This is a genomic window from Mycobacterium sp. MOTT36Y, assembly GCF_000262165.1.
Lineage (GTDB): Bacteria > Actinomycetota > Actinomycetes > Mycobacteriales > Mycobacteriaceae > Mycobacterium > Mycobacterium intracellulare.
Genome location: NC_017904.1, coordinates 2282081 through 2308554, shown reverse-complemented (window position 1 = coordinate 2308554; position 26474 = coordinate 2282081). Strand labels below are relative to the sequence as shown.

Below are 26474 nucleotides of genomic sequence, written 5' to 3'. Positions count from 1 at the left end.
ACAGGAGTGCTCGGTTGAAGAAACTGGGGTCTACCCGATCCGGGTCGCGGCTTCCTCAGTCGCACCAAGGGCAGCGTGACCGTTCGCGGCGGCGGTTGCGCCGCCGCTTGTCGGGCGGCCTGCTGCTGCTGATCGCGCTGACCATCGCCGGTGGTGTGGCCGCCGTCCTGACCCCCCGCCCGCAGGTGGCCGTCGCCGACGAGTCGAACTCGGCGCTGCTGCGGACCGGCAAGCAGCTGTTCGACACGTCGTGCGTGTCCTGCCACGGCGCCAACCTGCAGGGCGTGCCCGATCGCGGGCCGAGCTTGATCGGCGTCGGCGAGGAAGCCGTCTACTTCCAGGTGTCCACCGGCCGGATGCCGGCGATGACCGGCGAGGCGCAGGCGCCCCGCAAGGAACCGATCTTCGACGAGGGCCAGATCGACGCTCTGGGCGCCTACGTGCAGGCCAACGGCGGCGGCCCGACGACCGTGCGCAACCCCGACGGCAGCCTGGCGATGCACTCGCTGCGCGGCGAGGACCTAGGCCGCGGCGGTGACCTGTTCCGGCTCAACTGCTCATCCTGCCACAACTTCACCGGCAAGGGCGGGGCGCTGTCGTCCGGCAAGTACGCGCCGGACCTGGAGCCCGCCAACGAGCAGCAGATCCTGGCGGCCATGCGGACCGGTCCGCAGAACATGCCGAAGTTCTCCGACCGCCAGCTGTCCTTCGAGGCCAAGAAGGACATCATCGGCTACATCAAGGCGGTGACCGAAGAGCGCCAGCCGGGCGGCTACGGCCTCGGCGGATTCGGACCCGCGCCCGAGGGGATGGCCGCCTGGATCATCGGGATGGTCGCCGCGATCGGGCTGGCACTGTGGATTGGGGCACGGGCATGAGCGACTCAGCTGACCACGGAAACGTTCGCGGCTCGGACACCGGCGGAAACCCGCACGGCACCGGCGAGCGGGAGCCCGACGACGCCGCGCTGGCCGCGATGTCGCAGCAGGAGCTGGTGGCGCTGGGCGGCAAGCTCGACGGCGTCGAGACCGTGTTCAAGGAAAACCGTTGGCCGGTCGAGGGCACCAAGGCCGAGAAGCGCGCCGAGCGTGGCGTTGCCCTGTGGCTTTTGCTGGGCGGCGGCGGTTTCGGGCTGGCGCTGCTGCTGATCTTTTTGTTCTGGCCGTGGGAGTACAAGCCCAAGGAGGCCGCGGACAGCTGGCTCTACTCGCTGACCACCCCGCTGTACGGCCTGACCTTCGGGATGTCGATCCTGTCGATCGGGATCGGCACCATCCTGTACCAGAAACGCTTTATCCCCGAAGAGATTTCGATTCAGGACCGGCACGACGGCGCCTCCCGCGACGTCGACCGCAAGACCGTCGTGGCGAACCTGGCCGACGCCTACAGCGGCTCCACCATCGGGCGGCGCAAGCTGGTCGGGCTGTCGCTGGGCGTGGGGCTGGGTGCGTTCGGCCTGTCCACCTTGGTGGCGTTTGCCGGCGGCCTGATCAAGAACCCGTGGAAGCCGGTGGTGCAGACCGCCAACGGCAAGAAGGCGGTGCTGTTCACCTCCGACTGGACCCCGCGCTACCACGGCGAGACCATCTACCTGGCACGCGCCACCGGCAGCTTCGCCGGGTCGCCGTTCGTCAAGATGCGGCCCGAGGACATCGACGCCGGCGGCATGGAAACCGTCTTCCCGTGGCGGGAGTCCGACGGTGACGGCACCACCCCGGAGTCGCAGGAGAAGCTGCGCGCGATCAACCAGGGCGTGCGTAATCCCGTGATGCTCATCCGGATTCGCCCCACCGACATGCACCGCGTGGTCAAGCGGCAGGGCCAGGAGAGCTTCAACTTCGGCGAGCTGTTCGCCTACACGAAGGTCTGCTCGCACCTGGGCTGCCCCGCGTCGCTCTACGAGGAGCAGTCCTACCGAATCTTGTGCCCTTGCCACCAGTCGCAGTTCGACGCGCTGCACTTCGCCAAGCCGATCTTCGGGCCGGCGGCGCGTGCGTTGGCGCAACTGCCGATCACCATCGACACCAACGGGTATCTGGTCGCCAACGGTGACTTCATCGAGCCCGTCGGACCGGCATTCTGGGAGAGGACGACATCATGAGTCCCAAACTGAGTCCCCCGAAGATCGGCGACGTCCTGGCCCGCCAGGGCGAGGACATCGATACGCGCTATCACCCCTCGGCTGCCGTACGCAGACAGCTCAACAAGGTGTTCCCCACCCACTGGTCGTTCCTGCTGGGCGAGATCGCGATGTACAGCTTCATCGTGTTGCTGCTCACCGGGGTGTACCTGACGCTGTTCTTCGACCCGTCCATGGGCGAGGTCACCTACAACGGCGCCTACCAGCCGCTGCGCGGGGTGGACATGTCGAAGGCGTTCGCGTCGACCCTCGACATCTCCTTCGAGGTACGCGGCGGCCTGTTCGTTCGTCAGGTCCACCACTGGGCCGCGCTGATCTTCTCGGCGTCGATCATGGTGCACCTGGCCCGCATCTTCTTCACCGGCGCGTTCCGTCGGCCGCGCGAGGCGAACTGGGTCATCGGTTCGCTGCTGCTGATCCTGGCCATGTTCGAGGGCTACTTCGGCTACTCGCTGCCCGACGACCTGTTGTCGGGCATTGGGTTGCGCGCGGCCCTGTCCTCGATCACGTTGGGCATGCCGGTGATCGGCACCTGGCTGCACTGGGCCCTGTTCGGCGGTGACTTCCCCTGCGGCGGCGTCGGAAACGAATGCGCCACAGCGGGTTACATCATCCCCCGCATGTATGCCCTGCACATCCTGCTGCTGCCCGGCATCATCCTGGCGTTGATCGGGCTGCACCTGGCCATGGTGTGGTTCCAGAAGCACACCCAGTTCCCGGGACCGGGCCGCACCGAGCACAACGTGGTCGGCGTGCGGGTGATGCCGGTGTTCGCCGTGAAGTCCGGCGCGTTCTTCGCCGCGATCGTCGGCGTGCTGGGTCTGCTCGGCGGTCTGCTGCAGATCAACCCGATCTGGAACCTGGGGCCCTACAAGCCATCTCACGTCTCGGCGGGCTCGCAGCCGGACTTCTACATGATGTGGACCGAAGGCCTGGCCCGTATCTGGCCGCCATGGGAGTTCTACTTCTGGCACCACACCATCCCGGCGGTGGTCTGGGTGGCGCTGATCATGGGCGGGGTCTTCGTCCTGCTGATCATCTACCCGTTCCTGGAGAAGCGGTTCAGCGGTGACTACGCGCACCACAACCTGCTGCAACGCCCGCGCGACGTGCCGGTGCGCACGTCGATCGGCGCGATGGCGATCGCGTTCTACATGGTGCTCACGCTGAGCGCGATGAACGACATCATCGCGTTCAAGTTCGACATCTCGCTGAACGCGACGACGTGGATCGGCCGCATCGGCATGGTGATCGTCCCGCCGATCGTCTACTTCGTCACCTACCGGTGGTGCATCGGCCTGCAACGCAGCGACCGCGCGGTGCTCGAGCACGGCATCGAGACCGGCATCATCAAGCGGCTGCCGCACGGTGCCTACATCGAGCTGCACCAGCCGCTGGGCCCGGTCGACGACCACGGCCACCCGCTGCCGCTCGAGTACCAGGGCGCGGCGCTGCCCAAGAAGATGAACAAGCTGGGCTCGGCCGGGACGCCGGGCAGCGGCAGCTTCATGTTCGCCGATCCGGCGTCCGAGGACGCGGCGTTGCGGGAGGCGGCGCACCGCTCCGAGCAGCGTGCCCTGACCGCACTGCGCGAACACCAGGACAGCCTCAACGGTTCGACGAACGGTTCGACCAACGGCTCGACCGACGGCGAGCACTGACCCGCTCAGCCCGGCTCCCCATCGGCCCCCTGGCCGACGCGGGAGCCGGGCAATCGAGCACCCGCAATCACCCACGAGCGCGCGCGACACATAAGCATTGCGACGACGCACGACGTGTCGTCGCAATGCTTATGTGTCGATGGTTTACACCTCGACGGCGATACGCGTCAGCGCTCGTCGACCACGCGGCGCAGCTGGCGGATATGCAGCCACTCGACCGCCGGCATCGCCGCGGTGATGGCACCGGCGAATACATACGCCGTCCAGGACGCGCCGTCGTGGCCGACGGCCATCAGGTAGGTCGCCGTCGCGACCGCGATCAGCGCCGCACCCATGGTGCCGGTCAGTATGACCGTGCCGCGCAACCAGACTCGGTCCACCGTCTCCCCTGACCACTCGGCATCCGTCTTCGCCGGCGCCGCCTGCACCGTGGCCTGCCGGGCCCGCTCGGCCGCCGTGCGCGGCGCCTGAGACATCAGGCGCACCGGCGGCCGGTTCGGCGCTGTCATCGCCCGGGCGGCCGGCTCGGACTGAGACATCCGCCGGGCCCGCAACAGTATTGGGATCGCGCCCGCGATGATCAGCGCGGAAACGATGATGACCGCATACAACACCCAGGTGGTGTGCGGGCTGCTGGCCGATTTGTGAAAGCCCCGGCCCAGATCGGTGAGCGCGACGGCCGCGGCCACGCTGACGCCCAACAGCACCAGGTAGATGGCGGCGCAGGCGCCGAGCAAAATGCGGTCGATCACCTCGGGCGAAACGGTGTCGTCGCCGATTCCGCGCCGGTATGCCGAATATCTGCTGACCATCAGCAGCTCGTCTGCGGCGAGTCGTTGCTGTTCGACGACAGCACGGTTCCGTCGCTCGTCGTGATCGAGCAATTGAGCCTGCTGACCCGGAACAGGCTGGAGGCCTCCACCGAGCCCACGTCGGATTGCGAGATCGGGGTGACGGTCATCGACCAGGGGATGTACACGTTGTGCTGGGTGCGCCGGCGGCCGGACGCGTCGACGTAGGTCACCGAAATGATGTCGCCCGGGGCCTTGGTGCCGGTCACCGAGTAGGTGACCTGCCGCGGCCCGGCCGGCGTCGTCGGCGGCGGTGGCGCCGCCGCGGTGGAGGTCGCCGGCGGTGCCGGAGCGGGTGCGGGCGGGGGCGGCGGTGCCGGAGAGGGCGTCACCGTCACAGTCTGTGTCTCCGTTGCTGTCGGGGGCGGCGGCGGTTCGGTCGTGGGTGGCGGTGGAGGCGGCGGCGGTGGTTTGGTGGTCGTGATCTCGTCCTGCATCGGCGGCGTGGACGGGGCGGTGGTGGTGTTGGGGTTGGCCAGCTTGGTGGTGTCGGTCCGGGCGAACAGCAACGACACCGATACGACGAGCGCGATCGCGGCCACGATGGCGGCGATCCCCACCACCCACGGCCAGCGCGCGGTGCTGCGTTCGTCCTCGTCGGCGGACTCGTCGTAGTCCTCATAGTCGTAGAGCCGCAGATCGGCGGGTAGGTAGGGGCCGCTGGTGAAGTGCTCGGACTCCGGGGCCGAGTAGGCACGCGAGTATGCGTCCGTCTGGTCAGCGGCGGCCAGTTCGGCGCTGTCGTCGAAGGGTTCCGCCGCGCCCTCGACGTCGTGGTCGCCGCCGGGCTCCCCGTCGTCAGCGGGGTCGTCACCGGCGTCCGCGTGGTGGCTGATCGGGTCGACAGGATCGGATTCGTCAGGTTCCCATCCCGGGGGTTTCGACCCGCTCATCTCTGCCCTTTGCCTACCCTGTTCGACTGCATCACCTGCGCGTAAAACTCCGCAATCACCTCGTTGCCGGGCGCGCTGGGAACTTCTCATTGCCTGCGCGAAACACTACCGAACCCAAAACGGGCAGAGCCGCCGTGGCGATCGGCGCAAGCGATCACGTGATCGGATTGTGACCTTTATGCCGCGAATCAGTGCTTCTCAGGACCCAGGTAGTACTCGAAGACCAGTCCGGCCACCGACGACAGGACGAACATGACGCCGGCGAAGATCAGCCACGGCAGCCACAGCCCGATGCCCACCGCCACCACCGAGCCCGACAGCGCGATCAGGATCGGCCACCAGCTGTGCGGGCTGAAGAAGCCCAATTCCCCTGCTCCGTCGCTGATCTCGGCGCCTTCGTAGTCCTCGGGCCGGGTGTCGAGCCGGCGCGCCACGAACCGGAAGAAGGTGGCCACGATCAGCGCCAGCCCACCCGTCAGCGCGAGCGCGGTGGTGCCCGCCCACTCTTCCCCGCCGGTGGCGAACAGCGCGGTCAAAACCCCGTAGAGCAGCGCAACCACAAAGAAGAACCCGGCGATGAACTCGAATAGCCTGGCTTCGATATGCATTTGGTGTCCTAACCTACTGGCTTAACTGGCCGCGGCGGGTGTCGAACGGGTGCGTGGTCACCGCGGCGGGAGGTTGTCCGATCGCCTGCAGCGCCGCGGCGTTGCTCTTGCCATCCATCCGCTGCTGCAGGTAGGCCTTGAAGTCGTTGGGCGACACCACGCGAACCTCGAAATTCATCATCGAGTGATAGGTGCCACAGAACTCGGCGCAGTGGCCGACGAACGCCCCGGGCGTGTTGATCTCTTCGACCTGGAAGACGTGCACGGAGTTGTTCGCGTCGGCGTTCGGGATGACGTCGCGCTTGAACAAGAACTCGGGAACCCAGAACGTGTGGACGACGTCGGCGGACGCCAGATCGAATTCGATGCGCTTGCCGGTCGGGAGCACCAGCACCGGGATCTCGTCGCTGGTTCCCAGCGTCTCGACCTTGTCGTAGTTCAGGTAGGTGCGGTCCGAGGTGTTGAGGCCGCGGACGGGCCCGACCAGCTCTTCGCCGTGCTCGTCCTTGCCTTCCGGCTTGGACACCATGGCCTTCTTGCGCGCCGCGTCCGCCCCGTCGTAGGTCAGCGTGCCGTCCTTGAAATCGACGCGCTGATAGCCGAACTTCCAGTTCCACTGGAATGCCGTGACGTCGATCACCACTTCGGGATCCTTGGCGATGTGCAGCATCTTCTCCTGCACCACGACGGTGAAGTAGAACAGCACCGAGATGATGAGGAACGGCGTCACGGTGAGCGCCAGCTCCAAGGGCATGTTGTAGCCGAACTGGCGGGGCAGCTCGGTGTCGGTCGCCTTTTTGCGGTGGAACGCCGAGGACCAGAAGATCAGGCCGTAGACGATGACGCCGACGACCAGCGAGGCGATCACCGCGCCGATCCACAGCTCCCGGTTGAGCTGCGCCTGCGGCGTGATCCCCCTCGGCCAGCCCAGGGCCAGCGCGTCGGCCCAGCTGCTGCACCCGCTCAGGAACATCGCCAGCACACCCAGCGTCACGGCCAGCGCCAGCGGCCGGAGACGGCGGGAAAGACCGGTGGCGGAGCCCCCAGGACGGCGCTGAAACCTACCCTGCGACAAAGATTGCGAACGGTCCTGCTCGCGAGGGGTCACGTTGGCGCCTCCTGCTCGGATATCGAATACTACGCAGCGTAGACCACGCGCCTGAGGCGGGCGACGAAACCCCGGCCCGCCAGTCTCGCGCCGTGCCGGGTGCGACGTCCACGAGCGGTCGCCAAGTGCGGCATACTGGGGCGCCGTGTGTGGTCTGCTGGCGTTCGTTGCCGCCCCCGAGGACGGGGACAAGGAGGCGGCCGCCGCCCGCGCCGACGACGCGATCGCGCGCGCGTCGCATTCGATGCGCCACCGCGGGCCCGACGAGCCCGGCACCTGGGTCGACCCGGACACCGACGGTTCGGTGGTGTTCGGCTTCAACCGGCTGTCCATCATCGACATCGCGCATTCGCACCAGCCGCTGCGCTGGGGGCCGCCGGAGGCGCCCGACCGCTACGTGCTGGTGTTCAACGGCGAGATCTACAACTACCTGGAGTTGCGCGACGAACTGGCCACCTCCCATGGGGCCGTCTTCGCCACCGATGGTGACGGCGAGGCCGTCGTCGCCGGCTACCACTACTGGGGCACCGATGTCCTGACCCGATTGCGCGGCATGTTCGCCTTCGCGCTGTGGGACACCGTTACCCGCGAATTGTTTTGCGCCCGAGACCCTTTCGGCATCAAACCGCTGTTCATGGCGACCGGTGCCGGCGGCACCGCGGTGGCCAGCGAGAAAAAGTGTCTGCTGGATTTGGCCGAGCTGATCGGGTTCGACACGCGCATCGACGAGCGGGCGGTGCAGCACTACACCGTCCTGCAGTACGTGCCCGAGCCCGAGACGTTGCACCGCGGGGTGCGCCGGCTGGAATCGGGCTGCTACGCCCGGATCCGCCCCGACCGCCTGCAACCCGAGGTCACCCGGTACTTCGTGCCCCGGTTCGCCGCCACCCCGATCGCCCGCGGCAGCGAGCAGGCCCGGTACGACGAGATCACCGCGGTGCTCGAGGACTCGGTGGCCAAGCACATGCGCGCCGACGTGACGGTCGGGTCCTTCCTTTCCGGCGGCATCGACTCCACCGCCATCGCGGCGCTGGCCATCCGGCACAACCCGCGACTGATCACGTTCACCACCGGCTTCGAGCGGGAGGGATTCTCCGAGATCGATGTCGCGGTGGCCTCGGCGGAGGCGATCGGCGCGCGCCACATCGCCAAGGTGGTCACGCCGGACGAGTTCGTCGCCGCCCTGCCAGAAATCGTCTGGTACCTCGACGAGCCGGTCGCCGACCCGGCGCTGGTGCCGCTGTTCTTCGTCGCTCGCGAGGCCCGTAAGCACGTCAAGGTGGTATTGTCCGGCGAGGGCGCCGACGAGTTGTTCGGCGGCTACACGATCTACCGGGAGCCGTTGTCGCTGAAGCCCTTCGACTATCTGCCGCGTCCGCTGCGGCGGTCGATGGGCAAGGTGTCGCGCCCGCTGCCCGAGGGGATGCGGGGCAAGAGCCTGCTGCACCGCGGCTCGCTGACGCTCGAAGAGCGTTACTACGGCAACGCCCGCAGCTTCTCCGACGCGCAGCTGCGCGACGCGCTGCCCGGCTTCCGCCCGGAGTGGACCCACACCGACGTGACCGCGCCGCTGTACGCCGAGTCGGCGGGCTGGGACCCGGTGGCCCGCATGCAGCACATCGACCTGTTCACCTGGCTGCGCGGCGACATCCTGGTCAAGGCCGACAAGATGACGATGGCCAACTCGCTGGAGCTTCGGGTGCCGTTCCTGGATCCCGAGGTGTTCGCCGTGGCGTCCCGGTTGCCCGTCGACGCCAAGATCACCCGCACGACCACCAAGTACGCGTTGCGCCGCGCGCTCGAGCCGATCGTCCCCGCGCACGTCCTGCACCGGCCCAAGCTCGGGTTCCCGGTGCCGATCCGGCACTGGTTGCGCACCGGCGAGCTGCTGGAGTGGGCCTACGAGCTGGCGGCGTCGTCGCAGGCGGACCACCTGGTGGACCGGGCGGCCGTGCACCGGATGCTCGACGAGCACCGCAGCGGCGCCGGCGATCACAGCCGCCGGCTGTGGACGCTGCTGATCTTCATGCTCTGGCACGCGATCTTCGTCGAGCGCAGTGTGGTGCCGCAGATCAGCGAGCCGATGTATCCGGTGCAGCTCTAGGCCACGCCCGGGCTTCGCGTGTGAATCCTGGGCTTTCATCGTGAACCCTGGGCGCGGTGTGTCGGCGTGTCGGCGCCGTCAGCGCACACGCGACGCCGTGGGTTCACACTCGATGCGGCCCGGGCGAGAAAGGGCGTCGGGGAAACGGCGCTAACCCAGCACCGCGGCGATCTCGGCGGCCGCCTCGTCGCCGTAGGCGTCGGCCAGACGGGTCTTGGCGACCTCGCGGTCCCACGCCCATTCCTGGGTTCCGGTCGACTCCAGCACCAGCACGGCCACCAGCGAGCCCAGCTGTGCCGAACGCTCGAGGTTCAGCCCGGCGCTGCGCCCGGTGAGGAAACCGGCCCGGAACGCATCGCCGACACCGGTGGGGTCGGTCTGGCTGGTCTCGGGGACCACGCCGACGTGCGTGGTGGTGCCGTCACGCTCGACGATGTCGACGCCCTTGGCGCCGAGCGTGGTCACCCGCAGGCCCACCTTCTGCTGCACGTCGGCCTCGGACCAGCCGGTCTTGGAGAGCAGCAGCTCCCACTCGTAGTCGTTGGTGAACAGGTAGGCCGCGCCGTCGACCAGCTTGTCGATCTCCTCCCCGGACAGGCGGGGCAGCTGCTGGGACGGGTCGGCGGCGAACGGCAGGCCGAGCTTGCGGCACTCCTCGGTGTGCACCACCATCGCGTCGGGGTCGTTGGCCCCGATGATCACCAGGTCGGGTGTGCCGACCGACGACGCGACGTCGGCAAGCTTGATGTTGCGGGCCTCGGACATGGCGCCGGGATAGAACGACGCGATCTGGGCCATGTCCTCGTCGGTGGTGCACACGAAGCGCGCGGTGTGCGCGGTCTTCGAGATCAGCACGTGGTCGCAGTTGACGCCGTGGCTCTGCAGCCAGTCGCGGTACTCGCCGAAATCGTCACCGGCCGCGCCGACCAGCGCGACGTCGCCGCCCAGCACACCGATGGCGAAGGCGATGTTGCCCGCCACGCCGCCGCGGTGAATCACCAAGTCGTCGACCAGGAAGCTCAAGGACACCTTCTGCAGGTGCTCGGCCAGCAGGTGCTCGGAAAACCGGCCGGGGAACCGCATCAGATTGTCGGTCGCAATCGAACCTGTCACCGCGATCGTCACGAAATCTCCATCCTTCGTTAGTAAGGTTATCTAGCTTACTCAGGCGCCTCCGACCGTCGTCGCGTGCACGGTCGCCGCAAGGTCTGCGCTAGCCTCCCTAGGGAACTCACTCAAGTCGCCGGGATCACAATGCGTGCGCCGCAACCCGCTTGCAGTCCCGTCTACCACCGTAGGAGAACCACGATGGCAGGCCCGCACTCGCCGAACCACGCTGGCGGCGGCAACGGACCGAGCGGACACGAGCCCCCACGCGAATCCGAGCCACTCGAGTTCCCCGATGACCCCGCCACCGGCGGCCCGGGCTTCACCCCGGCTCCGCAGGCGGGACCCCCTTCGGGCAATTATGCCGGGCCGCCCCCGGGGCCGGCGCCGTATCCGCCGCCACGCTCCAGGCGGCGGCTGATCGTCGGCGTGGCGCTGGCCATCGCGCTCGTCGCGGTGATGACGGTGGCCATCGTCTACGGGGTGCGCACCAACGGGGCCAACACCGGCACCACGTTCTCCGAGGGCGCGGCGAAGACGGCGATTCAGGGATACCTGGACGCGCTCGAGCACCGCGACATCAACGAGATCGCCCGGAACGCGCTGTGCGGCCTCTACGACGCCGTCCAGGACAAGCGATCCGACCAGGCGCTGGCCAAGCTCAGCAGCGACGCATTCCGCAAGCAGTTCTCCGAGGTGGAGATCACCTCGATCGACAAGATCGTGTACCTGTCGCAGTACCAGGCTCAGGCTTTGTTCACCATGCGGGTGTCGCCGGTGAGCGGGGGACCCATGCGCGGGCAGGTGCAGGGCATCGCGCAGCTGCTCTTCCAGCGCGGCCAGATCATGGTGTGCTCATACGTGCTGCGCACCGGGGGCTCGTACTAGAGCTTTTCTTGCCGCGAGACCGCAACCGCCGACGGCCCTACTCGGGGAACGCGTCGGTAGTCGCAGTCTCGCGGTGAAATCAGTTGAACGAGTCGCCGCAGGCGCACGACCCGCCGGCGTTGGGGTTGTCGATGGTGAACCCCTGCTTTTCGATGGTGTCCACAAAGTCGATGGACGCGCCCTCGACGTAGGGCGCGCTCATCCGGTCCACCGTCAGGGTCACACCCCCGAACTCCGCGATCAGGTCGCCGTCCAGCGACCGGTCGTCGAAGAAGAGGTTGTAGCGCAGCCCAGCGCACCCGCCCGGCTGGACCGCGATGCGCAGCGCCAGGTCGTCGCGACCCTCCTGGTCCAGCAGCGACTTGGCCTTGGTGGCGGCGGCCTCAGTCAGGATCACGCCGTGGGTCTTGGCGTTCGACTCGTTTTGCACCGTCATTGCTTCTCCTACATGCCTCATTTGTTGAGCGGGGACCGATCACGCCCGGCGCCGCCGGACTGCCGGAAAGTCCACACCATCAACGGTACCTTGCAGGACCGCTATTCCCGAGTCGCGCCGCCACAACGGAGGCCAGACCCATGAGCTGATTGGCGGCGTCGGCCTGGGCCAGCCGCACCGATCCTGCGTGCTCGGCGATCGACAACGCGGCCATGATCCCCGACGAGCGCACCGTCGCGTTGTCCAGATCGACCTGGCCGGCCAGGACCACCACCGGGATGCCCCGCGGCCGGGCCGCGTCGGCCAGAAAGCCCACCACCTTCCCGTGCAGGGACTGCTCGTCGAAGCGGCCCTCGCCGGTGACGATCAACTCCGCCGTGTCGAGATCGTCGGAAAGCCGGGTGTGTTCGGCGATGATGGCGGCCCCGGACTCACACCGCCCGCCGAGCGCGAGCAGCCCGGCGCCGATGCCGCCGGCGGCGCCCGCGCCCGGTTCGGCGCTCACGTCGCGCCCGGCCACCGCCTCCAAAATGAGCGCCCAGGCCTGCAGCCGAACTTCCAGCGCCGCGACGGTGGCCGTGTCGGCGCCCTTCTGCGGCCCGAACACTCGGGCCGCTCCCCACGGACCGAGCAGGGGGTATTCGGTGTCGGAGGCGGCGATCAGCTCCACGTTGCCCAGTTGGCGGCGGGCGGTGTCCAGGCCGCCCAACTCGGCGATCATGCCCTGGCCGCCGTCGGTGCACGCACTGCCACCCAACCCGACGACGATCCGCGTCGCCCCCACCCGCAGCGCCTCGGCGATCAGCTGCCCCACGCCTTTGCTGTGGGCCGCCATCGCGGTCTCTGGGGTGGGCGGACCGCCGAGCAGCGCCAAACCGCAGGCCTGGGCGCACTCCAGGTATGCGGTCGCCGACCCGGGATCGAAGACCCATTCGGCCTCCACCATGGCCTTTAGCGGCCCCGACACCCGCAATCGCCGCATCTCCCCCAGCCGGCTGGCCAGCACCTCGACGAAGCCGGGCCCGCCGTCGGACTGCGGCGCGACGATGAACCGGTCGCCCGGACGCGACCGTGTCCAGCCGGTCGCGATGGCGGCGGAGGCTTCCAGGGCCGACATGCTGTCGGCGTAACAGTCCGGGGCCACCAAAACCTGCATCGCGGGTAGCTGAAGGCGGCCGGGTGCCAGGCCGGGGGCAGCATCATCCGAGGCCATCGACCCGTCGTCCATCAAAGGCAGCCATTCATCACGTGTAAGAGTAGGGCCAAGTGCGGCACTAACGCAGGTCTAATAGCAAGGCATTCCAGGCGAATTCCGGCGCGCGTCGTCCGCGAAGTAACCTGGCCCCTGTGAAGCTTTTGGGTCGCAAGAAGGGCCAGGACACCGACCTCGACGAAACCGTGGCCGTGTCGGCCGCCTCCGACGTTGCTGGCGCCCCGGACGCCGCACCCCGCCGGACCGGACCCAAGGGGCGTCCCACGCCCAAGCGCAACGAGGCCCGCCGGAACGCGAAGAAGGGTCCCGTCGCGCCCGCACCCATGACCTCCGCCGAGGCGCGGGCCCGGCGCAAATCGCTGGCCGGGCCCAAGCTCAGCCGTGAGGAGCGCCGCGCCGAAAAGACCGCCAACCGCGCGCGCATGTCGGAGCGCCGCAACCGCATGATGGCCGGCGAAGAGGGCTACCTGCTGCCGCGCGACCAGGGCCCGATCCGGCGCTACGTGCGCGACGTGGTGGATTCCCGGCGCAACCTGCTGGGCCTGTTCATGCCGTCGACCCTGTTTTTGATGTTCGTCATGTTCGGCGTCCCGCAGCTGCAGCTCTGGATTTCCCCGGCGATGCTGGCGCTGATGGCGGTGATGAGCGTCGACGGCCTGATCCTGGGCCGCAAAGTCAGCAAGCTGGTCGACGCGAAATTCCCCGACAACACCGAAAGCCGTTGGAAGCTAGGCCTTTACGCCGCCGGCCGCGCCTCCCAGATGCGCCGGCTGCGCGCGCCGCGGCCCCAGGTCAAGCATGGCGCCAGTGTCGAATAACCGTTACCCGAAGGCCGGCTGACGCCGGTGCGCACCCTGGTGCTCGGCGGGATCAGGTCAGGCAAGTCACGGTGGGCGGAGGACGCCATCGCCGCGGGGTTGCCGCCCGGCCGGCCGGTTCATTACCTGGCTCCCGGGCCGACCGGTGCCGGCGACGCGGCCTGGGCGCACCGGGTCGCCGAACATCGTGAGCGCCGGCCCGCGCATTGGGCGACGATCGAAACCCAGGACATCGCAACGCAATTGCGCCAATCCGCGGACACCCCCACCCTGGTCGACGATCTGGGCACCTGGCTGGCCGGCGCGATGGACCGCGAGAACGCATGGGAGGGCGGCTCGGTGGCGGCGCCGGTCGACGACGTGCTGTCCGCGGTCGGCGGCTTCGCCTCGACACTGGTGCTGGTCAGCCCGGAAGTCGGGCTGACCGTCGTGCCCGCCACCGCCGCCGGGCGCCGGTTCGCCGACGAACTCGGCGGCCTCAACCAGCGCCTCGCCCGGCTGTGCGATCGGGTCGTGCTGGTGGTGGCCGGGCAGGCGGTGCCGATCAAACCGTCGGGGGGCTAATGGAATTCGCCGTCGTGTCACCGCCCGACGCGGGCGTCGCGGCCGCCGCCCGCGCGCGCCAGGACGCCCTGACCAAGCCGCGCGGCGCGCTGGGCCGCCTCGAGGACCTGTCGGTGTGGATCGCGTCGTGCCAGGGCCAATGCCCCCCGCGACAGTTCGAGCGGGCCCGGGTGGTGGTGTTCGCCGGTGATCATGGTGTCGCCGGCTCGGGGGTGTCGGCCTACCCGCCGGAGGTGACCGCGCAGATGGTCGCCAACATCGACGCGGGCGGGGCAGCGATCAACGCGCTGACCGGCATCGCCGGGGCGAGCGTGCGCGTCGCGGACCTGGCGGTCGACGCCGACGCGCTCAGTCCACCGATCGGCGCCCACAAGGTGCGGCGCGGCAGCGGCGACATCACGGTGCAGGACGCGTTGAGCGACGAGGAGACCGAGCGGGCCCTGGCCGCCGGCGCCGCCATCGCCGACGAGGAGGTCGACGCGGGCGCGGATCTGCTGATCGCCGGTGACATGGGCATCGGAAACACCACGGCCGCAGCGGTTTTGGTGGCGGCGTTGACCAACGCCGAGCCGGTCGTGGTGGTGGGCTTCGGCACCGGGATCGACGACGCGGGGTGGGGACGCAAGACCGCCGCGGTGCGCGACGCCCTGTTCCGCGCGCGGCAGGTGCTGCCGGACCCGGTCGCGCTGCTGCGCTGCGCGGGCGGCGCGGATCTGGCGGCGATGGCGGGCTTTTGCGCGCAGGCCGCGGTGCGGCGCACGCCGCTGCTGCTCGACGGCATGGCGGTGACGGCGGCCGCGCTGGTCGCCGAGCACCTGGCTCCCGGCGCCCGGATGTGGTGGCAGGCCGGTCACCGGTCCACCGAGCCGGGCCACGCGTTGGCGCTCACGGCACTGGATCTGGAGCCGATCCTCGACCTGCGCATGCGGCTGGGCGAGGGAACCGGCGCCGCGCTGGCGGTGCCGGTGCTGCGCGCCGCGGTGGCCGCGCTGTCGTCGATGGCCACGTTCACCGAGGCCGGCGTGTCCAACCGCCCCGACCAGGCCGCTCCCCCGTCGTGATCCGTTCGCTGGCAACGGCTTTCGCGTTCGGGACGGTGCTGCCCGTCCCGGGTGCACGGACCGCGCCGATGGGTCGGGGCGCCCTGACGGCGCTGCCGGTGGTGGGTGCGGCCCTGGGGGCGCTGGCCGCGGCGGTGACCTGGGGCGGGGTTCACGCGTTCGGGCCGTCCAGCCCGCTGCCCGGGCTGCTCCCGGTCGTGGTGCTGCTGCTGATCACGCGTGGCCTGCACGTCGACGGTGTCGCCGACACCGCCGACGGCCTGGGCTGCTACGGGCCGCCGCAGCGGGCGCTGGCGGTGATGCGGGAGGGATCGACCGGGCCGTTCGGCGTGGCCGCCGTCGTCGTCGTGGTGCTGCTGCAGGGGCTGGCGTTCTCGGCGCTGGGAGCGGGCGGCGGGGTGCGCGGGGTCGTCGGGATCGCCGTGGCGGTGTTCGCCGGGCGGGTCGCCGCGGTGCTGGCCGGCCACCGCGCGGTGCCGGCCGCCGAGGGCAGCGCGCTGGGTGCCGCGGTCGCCGGAAGTCAGCCGACGGCCGTGGTGGCGGCCTGGGTCGCGGTGCTGCTGGGGGTTTCGCTGGCGGCCGTGCCACGGCCGTGGCACGGACCGGCGGCGGTACTGCTGGGCCTGGGCTGCGGCGCGGTGCTGGTGCGGCACTGCGCGCGCCGCTTCGGCGGCATCACCGGCGACGTGCTGGGCGCCGCGATCGAGCTGACGACGACGGTGTGCGCGGTGGCGCTCGCGGCCCTGGTGCGGTTCTAACGCGCCGAGCGCCCGGCCAGCCGGGCGCCGACACCCGAGCGCCCGACTGGCCGGGCGATCGGGCGGCTACCCGAGCTGCCTACCCGAGCCGCCTACCCGAGCCGGGCCATCCAGCCGTGGGTGTCGGCGAAGGTGCCCCGCTGAATCCCGGTTAGCGTGTCGCGCAACGCCATCGTCACCTCGCCGGATTGGCCGTCGGCGATGGTGAATTCGGCGTCGCCGTACTTGACGTGGGAGACGGGTGTGATGACCGCGGCGGTGCCGCAGGCGAACACCTCGGTGATCTCGCCCGCGGCGGCCTTCTTCTGCCACTCGTCGATGTCGATCTTGCGTTCCTCGACGGAGAACCCGGCGTCAATGGCCAACTGCAGCAACGAATCCCGCGTGATCCCGGGTAGCAGTGAGCCGGACAGTTCCGGGGTGACCAGCCGCGCCGACCCCCCGCTGCCGAACACGAAGAAGATGTTCATGCCGCCCATCTCCTCGACAAAGCGTCGCTCGACCGCGTCCAGCCACACCACCTGGTCGCAATCGTGGGCCGCGGCTTCGGCCTGAGCGGACAGCGAGGCGGCGTAGTTGCCGCCGAATTTGGCCGCGCCGGTGCCGCCGGGGCTGGCCCGCACGTACTCCGTCGACACCCAGACCGTGACGGGGTTGATGCCGCCCTTGAAGTAGGCGCCGGCCGGCGAGGCGATCAGCAGGTAGCGGTATTGCCGGGAGGGCCGCACGCCCAGTCCGGGCTCGGTGGCGATGACGAACGGGCGCAGATACAGCGCCTCTTCCCCACCGGCGGACGGGACCCAGGCGTTGTCGACGGCAATGAGCTGGCGCAGGGATTCCATGAACAGCTCTTCGGGCAGTTCGGGAATCGCCAGCCGCCGCGCCGAGGACCGCAGCCGGGCCGCGTTGGCCTCGGCGCGAAACGAGACGATCGAGCCGTCCGCCCAGCGGTACGCCTTGAGGCCCTCGAAGATTTCCTGGGCGTAGTGCAGCACGAGCGCCGACGGGTCCAACTCGATCGGGCCGTAGGGGATGACGCGCGCGTCGTGCCAGCCCCGGCCCTCGTCGTACTCGATCGCCACCATGTGGTCGGTGAAGTATTTACCGAAACCCGGCTCGGCCAGGATGGTTTCGCGTTCGGTGTCGGTCGCCGGACGTGTCGAGCGCGAAACCGTGAACTCGAGGGAGCCACTGGTCATCCGCCGATTGTATATCCGCCCGCCGAATCGGATTTCGCCCGCGCAAGCGGCGCGGCTAGCGGGTTTTCACCGCGACGAACGGCGGGCGCACGACTTCGCAGGCGGCGCGACGGCCGCGGACGTCGACGGTGATCTCCTGGCCGTCCTCGACCCCGGCGTCGGTGTCGACGAGCGCCAGCGCGATGCCGGCCTGCAGCGTCGGGGAGAAGGTGCCCGAGGTGGTCACCCCGACCGGGGTGTCGCCGGCCAGCACGGTCTGCCCGGCGCGTAGCACCCCGCGGCCGGTCATCCGCAGCCCGCGCAGCAGCCGCCGCGGCCCCGCCTCCTTCTCGGCCAGCAGGGCGTCGCGGCCGAAGAACGCCTCCTTCTTCCAGCCGATCGCCCAGCCGCAGCGGGCCTGCAGCGGGGAAATGTCGAGCGACAGTTCGTGCCCGTGCAGTGGATAGCCCATCTCGGTGCGCAGCGTGTCGCGGGCGCCCAAGCCGGCCGGCTCGCCGCCGGCCGCCGTGACCGCGGCGGCCAGCGCGTCGAACACCACACCGGCGGACTCCCACGGCGGCAGCAGCTCGTAGCCGTGCTCGCCGGTGTAGCCGGTGCGGCAGACCCGCACCGGTACCCCGGAATACGAGGTGTCGGCGTAGGCCATGTAATCCATGTCGGTGGGCAGTCCCAGCTCGCCGAGCACGTCGGCCGAGCGCGGGCCCTGCACGGCCAGCACCGCATAGGAGCGATGCAGGTTGGTGATGGTCAGTTCGGGTGGCGCGGCCGCCTGTAGCGCGTCGACCACGGCCGCGGTGTTGGCGGCGTTGGGCACCAGAAAGATCTCGTCGTCGTCGACGTAGTAGGCGATCAAATCGTCGACGACCCCGCCGGATTCGGTGCAGCACAGGGTGTATTGCGCCTTGCCGGGCCCGATCCGGTTCAGGTCGTTGGTGAGCGCGGCGTTGACGAACCGCGCGGCGCCCGGCCCGCGCACCAAGGCCTTGCCCAGGTGGCTGACGTCGAACAGGCCGACCGCGTTGCGCGTCGCGTTGTGCTCGCTGACTGTGCCCGCATACGACACCGGCATCAACCAGCCGCCGAACTCGGCGAAGCTGGCACCCAGGTCGCGGTGACGGTCTTCTAACGGTCCGTGCAGAAGGTCGGCTTCGTTGCTCACGACTCTTCACCCTAAGGGGCCGCGACGGGCGGCCCGTTAGGGTGATGCGGATGAGCACAGAACCCGGTTACTCCTCCCCCGCTGTCACTGTCGCCTCCTCGCTGCCCCGGCGCGCCGCCGCGTCCACCGTGCTGATCGTGCCCGTCGTCTCGACCGGCGACGACGACAAGCCGGGCGCGGCCGTCACCGAGGCCGGGCCGTTCCTGTCCTCGGATGCGGTCGCCGAGATCGAGTCGGGGCTGCGCGCGCTGGAGGCCACCGGCGGCGCCGACCAGGTGCACCGGCTGGTGGTGGGATCGCTGCCGGTGTCCAGCGTGCTGACGATCGGCCTGGGCAAGCCGCGGCCGGAGTGGCCTGCCGACACGGTCCGCCGCGCCGCCGGGGTGGCCGCGCGGTCGCTGGGCAGCACCGCGGCCGTGATCACCACGCTGGGCGAGTTGCCCGGTGACGGCGTCGTCTCGGCCGCCGTCGAGGGCCTGATCCTGGGCAGCTACCGGTTCACCGACTTCCGCAGCCCCAAGTCCGCACCCAAAGACAAAGGGCTGGGCAAGATCACGGTGCTCGCCACCGCCAAGGACGCCAAGAAGGAGGCCGCGCACGGTGCGGCCGTCGCGACCGCGGTCGCCACCGCCCGCGACTTCGTCAACACCCCGCCGAGCCACCTGTTCCCTGACGAATTCGCCAAGCGCGCAAGGGCTTTGGGCGAGTCGGTGGGACTCGAGGTCGAGGTGCTCGACGACAAGGCGCTGCGCAAGGGCGGTTACGGCGGGATCATCGGCGTCGGCCAGGGGTCGTCGCGGCCGCCGCGGCTGGTGCGGCTGACCCACCGGGGCGCGAAGCTGGCCAAGCGGTCCAAGCAGGCGAAGCGAGTCGCCCTGGTGGGCAAGGGCGTCACGTTCGACACCGGCGGCATCTCGATCAAGCCGGCGGCCGGGATGCACCACATGACCTCGGATATGGGCGGGGCCGCGGCGGTCATCGCGACGGTCACGCTGGCCGCGCAGCTGCAGCTGCCCATCGACGTGATCGCCACCGTGCCGATGGCCGAGAACATGCCGTCGGCGACGGCGCAGCGCCCGGGTGACGTGCTGACGCAGTACGGCGGCATCACCGTCGAGGTGCAGAACACCGACGCCGAGGGCCGGCTGATCCTGGCCGACGCCATCGTGCGCGCCTGCGAGGACAACCCGGACTACCTGATCGAGACGTCCACGCTGACCGGCGCGCAGACCGTGGCGCTGGGCAGCCGGATCCCCGGGGTGATGGGCAGCGACGAGTTCCGCGACCGCGTGGCCGCGATCTCGCAGCGGGTCGGCGAAAACGGTTGGCCGATGCCGCTGCCCGACGAACTCAAGGAGGACCTGAAGTCCACGGTGGCCGACCTGTCGAACATCAGCGGGCAGCGCTTCGCCGGCATGCTGGTGGCGGGCGTGTTCCTGCGCGAGTTCGTCGCCGACGGCGTGGGCTGGGCGCACATCGACGTGGCCGGTCCCGCTTATAACACCGGCGGACCGTGGGGCTACACGCCCAAGGGCGCCACCGGCGTGCCGGTCCGCACCATGTTCGCGGTCCTCGAGGACATCGCCGAAAACTGCTGACGCGCAGACTATTTCGTCAGCAGCGACATCGCGGCGCGGGTCAGCCTGCGCCGCGGCCAGCCGCTGACCCCGCCCGCGGCCAGCGCGGCGTTGGCGGCGTTGCGCCCGCAGGCGCCGTGCACCGAACCGCCCGGGGTGGCCGACGCACTGCCCAGATACAGCCCCTCGACCGGGGTTTCGGCCCGGCCCATCCCGGCCGCCGGTCGAAAGATCAGCATCTGCTGAAGCTGCGCGGTACCACCGTTGAGCGCGCCCAGGTGCAAGTTGGCGTCGCTGGCCTCCAGGTCCGACGGGCGCTGCACGAACCGGTCGATCACCGCCGCGCCGAAGCCGGGCGCATGCTCCTCGATGACCCGGTCCACCGAGTCGGCGAGGCGCTCGGCAGAGGAGTCGTCGGCGACATTGCGGGGCAAATGCGTGTACGCCCACACACTTTCGGTGCCCGCCGGCGACCGGGTCGGGTCGGCGGTGGTGGTCTGCCCCAGCAACATGAACGGATGATCGGGCACCGTCTTTGTGTTCAGGTCGGCCATCCAGCGCACCAGCCCGTCGCCGTCGGCCCCGAGGTGCACGGTGCCCACCCCGCGCAGCCGTTGCGCCCGCCACGGAACCGGCTCGCGCAGCGCATAATTCACCTTGACCACCGGCGGATCCCACGCGAAGTGCTCGAGGTCGCGCCGCACCTTGGGCGGCACCGCGTCGGCGGGCAGCATGTCGCAGAACAGTCGCGGCGCCGTCACGTCGGCCACCACCGCCCGACGCGCCCGCACCGTGCGCCCCTCGGCCGTCGTCACCGCGACCGCCCGGCCGCCCCGCACCTCGATGCGAGAAACGTTCTCGTTGCACTCGATTCGCGCGCCGGCGGAGCGGGCACGGCTGACCAGCGCGGCCGTCAGCTGACCCGACCCACCGACCGGCACCGGCCAGCCGCAGTCCTGGGCCAGCATCGTCATCAAAAAGCCCATGGCGCCGCTGATCGGCGCATCGGGCGGGGCGTCGGCGTGCATGGCGTTGCCCAACAACAAGACTCGCGGTGCCTCCCCGGCGAACAGCTCGCTCGCCATGGTGTTGGCCGGCTGCACCAGCAGGCGCGCGACCCGGATCGCTTCCGACGTACCGAGTTCGGCCAGCAGTCGCAGCAGCGGGCGCACGGGCGGGAAGGGCGCCAGCATGGCGTCGAGCAGGGGCGCCTTGATGCGCTCCCACAACTTCACGATGCGCCACCAGTTTTCGCCGTCGGCGGGCTCGCGGCGCGCGAATTCCGCGGCGGTGCGCGCCGGGTCGCGGTAGATGATGGGCGGGTCGTCGTCGGCGCCGCCGCGTGGGTGGCCCACCACCGCGGGCGCGTGTGACCATCGCAGGCCGTGGTCCTCGAGCCGCAGCGCGGCGATCGCGGGCGAGGCCACCGTCATCGGGTAGTACGAGCTGAACAGGTCGGTGATATAGCCCGGGGTCAGCTCGGCGCTGCGCACCGCGCCGCCGGGCTCCGGCTGGGCTTCCAGCACCAGCACGTCCCACCCCGCGTCGGCCAGCATCGCGGCGGCAACCAGCCCGTGGTGCCCGGCACCGATGACGACCGCGTCGGCAGCGTCGTGCACGGTCACTTCACCTGGCTCGGCTCCAGACGTTCCGCTAGTGCCGCCAGCCGCAACAGGCACTCCTTGTTACGCGGGTAGGCCGCGGCCAACGCGACCGAATCGGGAACGAGGCTCATCGGGCCCTCGACCGGCACCTCGATCATTTCGATCCGGCACCCCTGCGGAATCTCGTGCAGCAGCATCGTGATCCGCGCGGCGCCCATCGGCCCCAGGCGGGCGCACAACACCAGCCTGTGCGGCGGTTCGCTTTCCTCCACGATGGTGGCGTCGTCGATCACCAGCGGCCAGATCCCGATGGAATGCCTGATCGAGGAGCCGGCCTCCGGCCAGTTCGGATCCACGGCGCGCATGCGGCTGTTGCCGACCACCCACTGGGTGTAGGTCCAGCCCTGCGCAAGCACCTCCCACACCCGCTCGCACGGGACGGGCACCTCTCGCGTCGCAGTGATCACCGCACATCCTTTCCGCTCGTGACTACTGCGGCGGGATACCCACCAACGGGCGCTGTATCCGTCCGGGTTTATCGGCGCTTCGCTCCGGTTAATCTGCAAGCGGTCGTAATCCCTGGCAGGAAAAGGCGAGAAAGGCAAACCATGACGGCGCGACGGTTGATCATCGGTGTGGGCGCGGTGCTGTTGCTGGCCGGGGTCATCGGTTTGTTGGCGCCGGTGTCGGTCACCGACAGCAATGGCCACTCGGTGGGGTGCGGCAACGCCGTCGCGACGGATCTCTCCGAGGCCAGAAGCGCGAACAACAGCAATGGCGCGAATATCCCGATCCTCAACCAGATCGTCCCGCACACCGATTTTGTCGCGCAGTGCCAGTCGTCGGTGGGTGGCCGCCGGGCGTGGGCCATCCCGCTGGCGGTGCTCGGCGTCATCGCGATCGGCGCGACCCTGCTGACCGGGCGCCGCGGCGCGGCCACGGGCCCGTAATCGCCTCAGATCACCCGCATCCGCGCGGCGTTGCGCAGTCCCTGCGGCGCCACCCGCGAAAGTCCGTACAGCGCATAGGCTTCCGGCGCGACCGGGCGGATCGGTTTCTTCTTCCTGACCGACGACAGGATCGCGTTGGCGACCTTGTCGGGGCCGTAGCGCCGCAGCGCGAACATCGTGCCCAGCTGCCCGCGGCGCCCGTCGACGGCCTCGGCCAGCTTTCCCGCGGGTGCGTCGAAGCGGGTGGTCTTGATGATGTTCGTGTCGATGACGCCCGGGCAGATCGTGGTCAGGCCGACGCCGGCGGTGTCGAGTTCGGCGCGCAGGCAGTCCGAGAACATGTAGGTGGCCGCCTTCGACGTGCAGTACGCGCTCAGCGACTGCAGCGGGGCGTAGGCGGCCATCGACGACACGTTGACGATGTGGCCGCCGGTGCCGCGCTCCACCAGTCGCCGCCCGAACGAGCGGCAGCCGTTCACCACCCCGCCGAGGTTGACGTCGAGCACCCGGTCGAACTGCTCGGCCGGGGTGTCCAGGAACCCGCCCGCCTGCCCGATGCCGGCGTTGTTGACCACGATGTCGGGCACGCCGTGCTCGGCGCTGACCCGCTCGGCGAACGCCTCCACCGCCTGTGCGTCGGACACGTCGAGCACGTAGGCGTGCGCGACGCCGCCGCGGGTGGCGATCTCGGCGGCGGTGGCCTTGACGGCCGCCTCGTCGATGTCGCTGATCACCACCTCGGCGCCCTCGCGCGCGAACGCGAACGCGGTCTCGCGCCCGATCCCGCTGCCGGCGCCGGTGACCGACACCAGGGTGTCGCCGAACGATCCGCGCGGGCGCCCGATTTGCGCGCGCAACAGGGCGCGGCTGGGCTGCTTGCCCTCGGTCAGGTCGGCTAAGTCGTGCACCGCCGCCGCCATCACCTGCGGGTGCGACATCGGGGAGAAGTGACCGGCCCGGATGTCGCGGCGCCACAGCCGCGGCACGAAGCGCGGGGTGTGGTCGTACCCGTACGGCCGCACGTACTTGTCCCTGGTGTTGACGATCAGCTGCACCGGCACGTCGATGACCGCGACGCCGCCCTTGCGACCGGAGAACGAGCGAAAGTAGTTGGCGGGATAGGTTTTCACGGACTGGGCGGCGTCGCGCGCGAGCTTGTCGGAATGATGGATCTGCTCGACGGGAATGTTGTCGACCGCGTTGCGGCGCAGCGCCGGCACCGACAGCGTCAGCCGCAGGAACAACGGCGCCAGCACCGGGATCGAGAACAGCAGCATGTACGTGAACCGCAGCGCCTGGCTGAGCGCCCGGAGGAAAGTACGCGGACGCCACGGCGCGCGCAGGCCCGTGAAGATGTAGTCGACCAGTTGGTCCTGAGCGGGTCCGGACACCGACGTGAACGTGGCCACCCGGTCACCCGCGCCGGGGCGCTTGAGGTAGTGCCACACCCCCACCGAGCCCCAGTCGTGGGCCAGCACATGCACGGGCGCGCCCGGGCTCAGCTCGCCGGTCACCGCCGCGAAGTCGTCGGCGAAGCGATCCATGCTGTAGGCGGATACCGGCTTGGGCACCGAGGACAGGCCGACGCCGCGGTTGTCGTAGCGGATGATCCGGAACCGCTCGGCCAGCAGCGGCACGACCCCGTCCCACAGCACGTGCGAGTCGGGAAAGCCGTGCACCAGCACCACGGTGGGGCCCTCGCGGTTGCCCTCTTCGTAGACGGCGATGCGCGCGCCGTCCGCGCTGTCGACGAAATGCCGGGGTAGTTGTTGTGATGGCGGCATCGGACCTCCCGCTCTGGCTGCCGTGGCCACACGGTAGCAAGCGTGATCGGAGTCACCCGGCCAGCGCGCGGTATCTGCCCTGGCTGCGTGCCGGCGCGGCCGCAGTGACAGGATAGTTTTGGATTGCTACTTCGCCTTCCACAAGCGAGCTGCACGACCCGCCCCGACCCACGAGCGATCGAGGAGTCAGAAAAGATGGCCTTCTCCGTCCAGATGCCGGCACTCGGTGAGAGCGTCACCGAGGGGACGGTCACCCGCTGGCTCAAGCAGGAAGGCGACACGGTCGAACTCGACGAGCCGCTCGTCGAGGTGTCGACCGACAAGGTCGACACCGAAATCCCGTCGCCGGCCGCGGGTGTGCTGACCAAGATCGTCGCCCAGGAAGACGACACCGTCGAGGTCGGCGGCGAGCTGGCCGTGATCGGCGACGAGGACGGCGGATCCCAGGCGCCGAGCCAGCAAGAGCCGCAGGCGCAGTCGGCGCCCCCCGCCCAGCCCGAGGCGCAACCCGAGCCCGAGCCGCAGCCCCAGGCCCAGCCCGAGCCGCAGCCGGCCCAGCAGAGCTCCGGCGGCGGCGACGCCACCCCGGTGCTGATGCCCGAACTGGGTGAGTCGGTGACCGAGGGCACCGTGACCCGCTGGCTCAAGAAGGTCGGCGATTCGGTCCAGGTCGACGACGCGCTTGTCGAGGTGTCCACCGACAAGGTGGACACCGAGATCCCGTCGCCGGTGGCCGGTGTGCTGATCAGCATCACCGCCGAGGAAGACGCCACCGTGCCCGTCGGCGGCGAGCTGGCCCGCATCGGCAGCGGTTCCGAGGCCGCCGCCCCCGCCGCGCCGCAGCCGCCGCCCGCGCCCAAGGCCGAACCCAAGCCGGAACCCGCGCCACAACCGCAACCACAACCACAGCCCCAGCCCCAGGCGCAGCCGAAGCCCGAACCGACGCCGGCCCCCGCACCGCAACCGAAGGCGGCACCCGAGCCGAAAGCCCAACCCGCACAGGCCCAGCCGGCGGACGCGAGCGGCGACGGCACCCCCTACGTGACGCCGCTGGTGCGAAAACTGGCCGCCGAGAACAACATCGACCTCAGTTCGGTCACCGGCACCGGAGTGGGCGGCCGCATCCGCAAGCAAGACGTGCTGGCGGCCGCCGAGCGCAAGCAGCAGGCCGACAAGGCGCCCGCCGCCGCTGCTGCTCCCACCCCCGCTGCCGGCGAGGCCCGCAAGGCCGCTCCCGCGCCCACCCCGGCGCCGGCGCTGGCGCACCTGCGCGGCACCACCCAGAAGGCCAGCCGGATCCGTCAGATCACCGCCAACAAGACGCGCGAATCCCTGCAGGCCACAGCCCAACTCACCCAGACCCACGAGGTCGACATGACCAGGCTGGTCGGGTTGCGGGCCAGGGCCAAGGCGGCGTTCGCCGAACGCGAAGGCGTCAACCTGACCTTCCTGCCGTTCATCGCCCGCGCGGTGATCGACGCCCTCAAGATCCACCCGAACGTGAACGCGAGCTACAACGAGGAAACCAAGGAGATCACCTACTTCGACGCCGAGCACCTCGGCTTCGCGGTCGACACCGAACAGGGTCTGCTCTCCCCCGTCGTGCACAACGCCGGCGACCTGTCGCTGGCCGGGCTGGCCAGGGCGATCGCCGACATCGCCGCGCGCGCCCGCTCGGGCAACCTGAAACCCGACGAGCTCTCGGGCGGCACGTTCACGATCACCAACATCGGCAGCCAGGGGGCGCTGTTCGACACCCCGATCCTGGTCCCGCCGCAGGCCGCGATGCTGGGCACCGGCGCCATCGTCAAACGCCCCCGGGTGATCGTCGACGAATTCGGCAACGAATCGATCGGTGTCCGATCGATCTGCTACCTGCCGCTGACCTATGACCACCGGCTGATCGACGGCGCGGATGCCGGGCGGTTCCTGACCACCATCAAGCACCGGCTCGAAGAGGGAGCGTTCGAGGCCGACCTCGGGCTCTGAGC

24 protein-coding genes are annotated in these 26474 nt (G+C 69.8%); 12 read left to right on the top strand and 12 right to left on the bottom strand.

Annotated features, from left to right (window positions below):
• The first annotated feature begins 14 nt into the window (after positions 1-14).
• From W7S_RS10680 to W7S_RS10670, 3 genes are read left to right on the top strand one after another with little or no spacing between them, the layout of a single operon-like run.
• Positions 15-878, top strand: a complete 864-nt coding sequence (locus tag W7S_RS10680) for a cytochrome c (protein ID WP_026071573.1) — start codon at positions 15-17, stop codon at positions 876-878.
• Positions 875-2101 (top strand): ubiquinol-cytochrome c reductase iron-sulfur subunit, encoded by a 1227-nt coding sequence (locus tag W7S_RS10675; protein ID WP_008256067.1) that lies wholly within the window; start codon positions 875-877, stop codon positions 2099-2101. The genes W7S_RS10680 and W7S_RS10675 overlap by 4 nt, the downstream gene beginning before the upstream one ends.
• Complete coding sequence (locus W7S_RS10670; protein ID WP_008256064.1) at positions 2098-3801, top strand: cytochrome bc complex cytochrome b subunit; 1704 nt, start codon at positions 2098-2100, stop codon at positions 3799-3801. Before W7S_RS10675 ends, W7S_RS10670 begins: the two co-directional genes overlap by 4 nt.
• 167 nt (positions 3802-3968) lie before the next feature.
• Here W7S_RS10670 and W7S_RS10665 read toward each other — a convergent pair whose 3' ends face one another.
• The 4 genes from W7S_RS10665 to W7S_RS10650 form a co-directional block, all read right to left on the bottom strand.
• Complete coding sequence (locus tag W7S_RS10665) at positions 3969-4613, bottom strand: DUF2561 family protein (protein ID WP_008256063.1); 645 nt, start codon at positions 4611-4613, stop codon at positions 3969-3971.
• The gene (locus W7S_RS10660; RefSeq protein ID WP_008256057.1) at positions 4613-5545 is read right to left on the bottom strand and encodes an MmpS family transport accessory protein; all 933 of its coding nucleotides are present in this window, start codon (positions 5543-5545) and stop codon (positions 4613-4615) included. Before W7S_RS10660 ends, W7S_RS10665 begins: the two co-directional genes overlap by 1 nt.
• Positions 5546-5733: 188 nt before the next feature.
• The gene (locus tag W7S_RS10655) at positions 5734-6153 is read right to left on the bottom strand and encodes a cytochrome c oxidase subunit 4 (protein WP_008256055.1); all 420 of its coding nucleotides are present in this window, start codon (positions 6151-6153) and stop codon (positions 5734-5736) included.
• A gap of 13 nt (positions 6154-6166) precedes the next feature.
• Positions 6167-7261 (bottom strand): cytochrome c oxidase subunit II, encoded by a 1095-nt coding sequence (locus W7S_RS10650; RefSeq protein ID WP_026071572.1) that lies wholly within the window; start codon positions 7259-7261, stop codon positions 6167-6169.
• Positions 7262-7406: 145 nt separating this feature from the next.
• Between W7S_RS10650 and asnB the strand changes: the two genes are divergently transcribed.
• The gene (asnB, locus tag W7S_RS10645; RefSeq protein WP_008256053.1) at positions 7407-9365 is read left to right on the top strand and encodes an asparagine synthase (glutamine-hydrolyzing); all 1959 of its coding nucleotides are present in this window, start codon (positions 7407-7409) and stop codon (positions 9363-9365) included.
• A 150-nt stretch (positions 9366-9515) separates the two neighbouring features.
• On the opposite strand, the gene W7S_RS10640 is transcribed toward asnB, so the two are convergent.
• The gene (locus W7S_RS10640; RefSeq protein WP_008256052.1) at positions 9516-10490 is read right to left on the bottom strand and encodes a carbohydrate kinase family protein; all 975 of its coding nucleotides are present in this window, start codon (positions 10488-10490) and stop codon (positions 9516-9518) included.
• Between the two features lie 183 nt (positions 10491-10673).
• Between W7S_RS10640 and W7S_RS10635 the strand changes: the two genes are divergently transcribed.
• Positions 10674-11360: a hypothetical protein gene (locus tag W7S_RS10635; RefSeq protein ID WP_008256051.1), complete on the top strand. Its 687-nt coding sequence runs from the start codon at positions 10674-10676 to the stop codon at positions 11358-11360.
• 79 nt (positions 11361-11439) lie between these two features.
• On the opposite strand, the gene W7S_RS10630 is transcribed toward W7S_RS10635, so the two are convergent.
• Together W7S_RS10630 and W7S_RS10625 are read right to left on the bottom strand one after the other, a co-directional pair.
• Positions 11440-11796 (bottom strand): iron-sulfur cluster assembly accessory protein, encoded by a 357-nt coding sequence (locus W7S_RS10630; RefSeq protein WP_008256050.1) that lies wholly within the window; start codon positions 11794-11796, stop codon positions 11440-11442.
• Positions 11797-11875: 79 nt separating this feature from the next.
• Entirely contained in the window at positions 11876-12952 is a 1077-nt protein-coding gene (locus W7S_RS10625) for a glycerate kinase (RefSeq protein WP_008256049.1), read from the bottom strand.
• Between the two features lie 242 nt (positions 12953-13194).
• Between W7S_RS10625 and W7S_RS10620 the strand changes: the two genes are divergently transcribed.
• Genes W7S_RS10620 through W7S_RS10605 form a run of 4 tightly spaced genes read left to right on the top strand, consistent with a single transcriptional unit; the run spans position 13195 to position 16210 of the window.
• Positions 13195-13827 (top strand): DUF3043 domain-containing protein, encoded by a 633-nt coding sequence (locus W7S_RS10620; RefSeq protein WP_225324938.1) that lies wholly within the window; start codon positions 13195-13197, stop codon positions 13825-13827.
• 27 nt (positions 13828-13854) lie between these two features.
• On the top strand, positions 13855-14391 hold the full coding sequence (locus W7S_RS10615; protein WP_008256047.1) for a bifunctional adenosylcobinamide kinase/adenosylcobinamide-phosphate guanylyltransferase: 537 nt from the start codon (positions 13855-13857) through the stop codon (positions 14389-14391).
• Positions 14391-15452 (top strand): nicotinate-nucleotide--dimethylbenzimidazole phosphoribosyltransferase, encoded by a 1062-nt coding sequence (gene cobT, locus W7S_RS10610; RefSeq protein ID WP_008256046.1) that lies wholly within the window; start codon positions 14391-14393, stop codon positions 15450-15452. Before W7S_RS10615 ends, cobT begins: the two co-directional genes overlap by 1 nt.
• Positions 15449-16210, top strand: coding sequence for an adenosylcobinamide-GDP ribazoletransferase (locus tag W7S_RS10605; protein WP_008256045.1), 762 nt, complete (start codon positions 15449-15451; stop codon positions 16208-16210). The genes cobT and W7S_RS10605 overlap by 4 nt, the downstream gene beginning before the upstream one ends.
• Positions 16211-16302: 92 nt before the next feature.
• Here the strand turns inward: W7S_RS10605 and W7S_RS10600 are convergent, their stop codons facing one another.
• A complete protein-coding gene (locus W7S_RS10600) occupies positions 16303-17409 on the bottom strand; it encodes a branched-chain amino acid aminotransferase (RefSeq protein ID WP_008256044.1) in 1107 nt (368 codons plus the stop codon).
• A gap of 55 nt (positions 17410-17464) precedes the next feature.
• Positions 17465-18568 carry a glycine cleavage system aminomethyltransferase GcvT gene (gene gcvT, locus W7S_RS10595; RefSeq protein WP_008256042.1) on the bottom strand — a complete coding sequence of 368 codons (1104 nt, stop codon included), beginning with the start codon at positions 18566-18568 and terminating at the stop codon, positions 17465-17467.
• Between the two features lie 50 nt (positions 18569-18618).
• On the opposite strand from gcvT, the gene W7S_RS10590 reads away from it, so the two are divergent.
• A complete protein-coding gene (locus W7S_RS10590) occupies positions 18619-20166 on the top strand; it encodes a leucyl aminopeptidase (RefSeq protein WP_008256040.1) in 1548 nt (515 codons plus the stop codon).
• An 8-nt stretch (positions 20167-20174) separates the two neighbouring features.
• On the opposite strand, the gene W7S_RS10585 is transcribed toward W7S_RS10590, so the two are convergent.
• A complete protein-coding gene (locus tag W7S_RS10585; protein ID WP_008256039.1) occupies positions 20175-21770 on the bottom strand; it encodes an NAD(P)/FAD-dependent oxidoreductase in 1596 nt (531 codons plus the stop codon).
• Entirely contained in the window at positions 21767-22216 is a 450-nt protein-coding gene (locus W7S_RS10580; RefSeq protein WP_008256037.1) for an SRPBCC family protein, read from the bottom strand. Before W7S_RS10580 ends, W7S_RS10585 begins: the two co-directional genes overlap by 4 nt.
• Positions 22217-22357: 141 nt before the next feature.
• Between W7S_RS10580 and W7S_RS10575 the strand changes: the two genes are divergently transcribed.
• On the top strand, positions 22358-22699 hold the full coding sequence (locus W7S_RS10575) for a hypothetical protein (protein WP_008256029.1): 342 nt from the start codon (positions 22358-22360) through the stop codon (positions 22697-22699).
• Positions 22700-22704: 5 nt separating this feature from the next.
• Here the strand turns inward: W7S_RS10575 and W7S_RS10570 are convergent, their stop codons facing one another.
• Positions 22705-24483 carry an SDR family oxidoreductase gene (locus tag W7S_RS10570; RefSeq protein ID WP_008256028.1) on the bottom strand — a complete coding sequence of 593 codons (1779 nt, stop codon included), beginning with the start codon at positions 24481-24483 and terminating at the stop codon, positions 22705-22707.
• 195 nt (positions 24484-24678) lie between these two features.
• Between W7S_RS10570 and sucB the strand changes: the two genes are divergently transcribed.
• Positions 24679-26472, top strand: coding sequence for a 2-oxoglutarate dehydrogenase, E2 component, dihydrolipoamide succinyltransferase (gene sucB / locus W7S_RS10565; RefSeq protein ID WP_008256027.1), 1794 nt, complete (start codon positions 24679-24681; stop codon positions 26470-26472).
• The last annotated feature ends 2 nt before the right edge of the window (positions 26473-26474 follow it).

Coding starts and splice junctions, on each gene's coding strand:
- W7S_RS10675 (WP_008256067.1), top strand. CDS start 875: ATGAGCGACTCAGCTGACCACGGAAACGTTCGCGGCTCGGACACCGGC.
- W7S_RS10670 (WP_008256064.1), top strand. CDS start 2,098: ATGAGTCCCAAACTGAGTCCCCCGAAGATCGGCGACGTCCTGGCCCGC.
- W7S_RS10665 (WP_008256063.1), bottom strand. CDS start 4,613: ATGGTCAGCAGATATTCGGCATACCGGCGCGGAATCGGCGACGACACC.
- W7S_RS10660 (WP_008256057.1), bottom strand. CDS start 5,545: ATGAGCGGGTCGAAACCCCCGGGATGGGAACCTGACGAATCCGATCCT.
- W7S_RS10655 (WP_008256055.1), bottom strand. CDS start 6,153: ATGCATATCGAAGCCAGGCTATTCGAGTTCATCGCCGGGTTCTTCTTT.
- W7S_RS10635 (WP_008256051.1), top strand. CDS start 10,674: ATGGCAGGCCCGCACTCGCCGAACCACGCTGGCGGCGGCAACGGACCG.
- W7S_RS10630 (WP_008256050.1), bottom strand. CDS start 11,796: ATGACGGTGCAAAACGAGTCGAACGCCAAGACCCACGGCGTGATCCTG.
- W7S_RS10625 (WP_008256049.1), bottom strand. CDS start 12,952: ATGCAGGTTTTGGTGGCCCCGGACTGTTACGCCGACAGCATGTCGGCC.
- cobT (WP_008256046.1), top strand. CDS start 14,391: ATGGAATTCGCCGTCGTGTCACCGCCCGACGCGGGCGTCGCGGCCGCC.
- W7S_RS10600 (WP_008256044.1), bottom strand. CDS start 17,409: ATGACCAGTGGCTCCCTCGAGTTCACGGTTTCGCGCTCGACACGTCCG.
- W7S_RS10590 (WP_008256040.1), top strand. CDS start 18,619: ATGAGCACAGAACCCGGTTACTCCTCCCCCGCTGTCACTGTCGCCTCC.
- W7S_RS10575 (WP_008256029.1), top strand. CDS start 22,358: ATGACGGCGCGACGGTTGATCATCGGTGTGGGCGCGGTGCTGTTGCTG.
- W7S_RS10570 (WP_008256028.1), bottom strand. CDS start 24,483: ATGCCGCCATCACAACAACTACCCCGGCATTTCGTCGACAGCGCGGAC.
- sucB (WP_008256027.1), top strand. CDS start 24,679: ATGGCCTTCTCCGTCCAGATGCCGGCACTCGGTGAGAGCGTCACCGAG.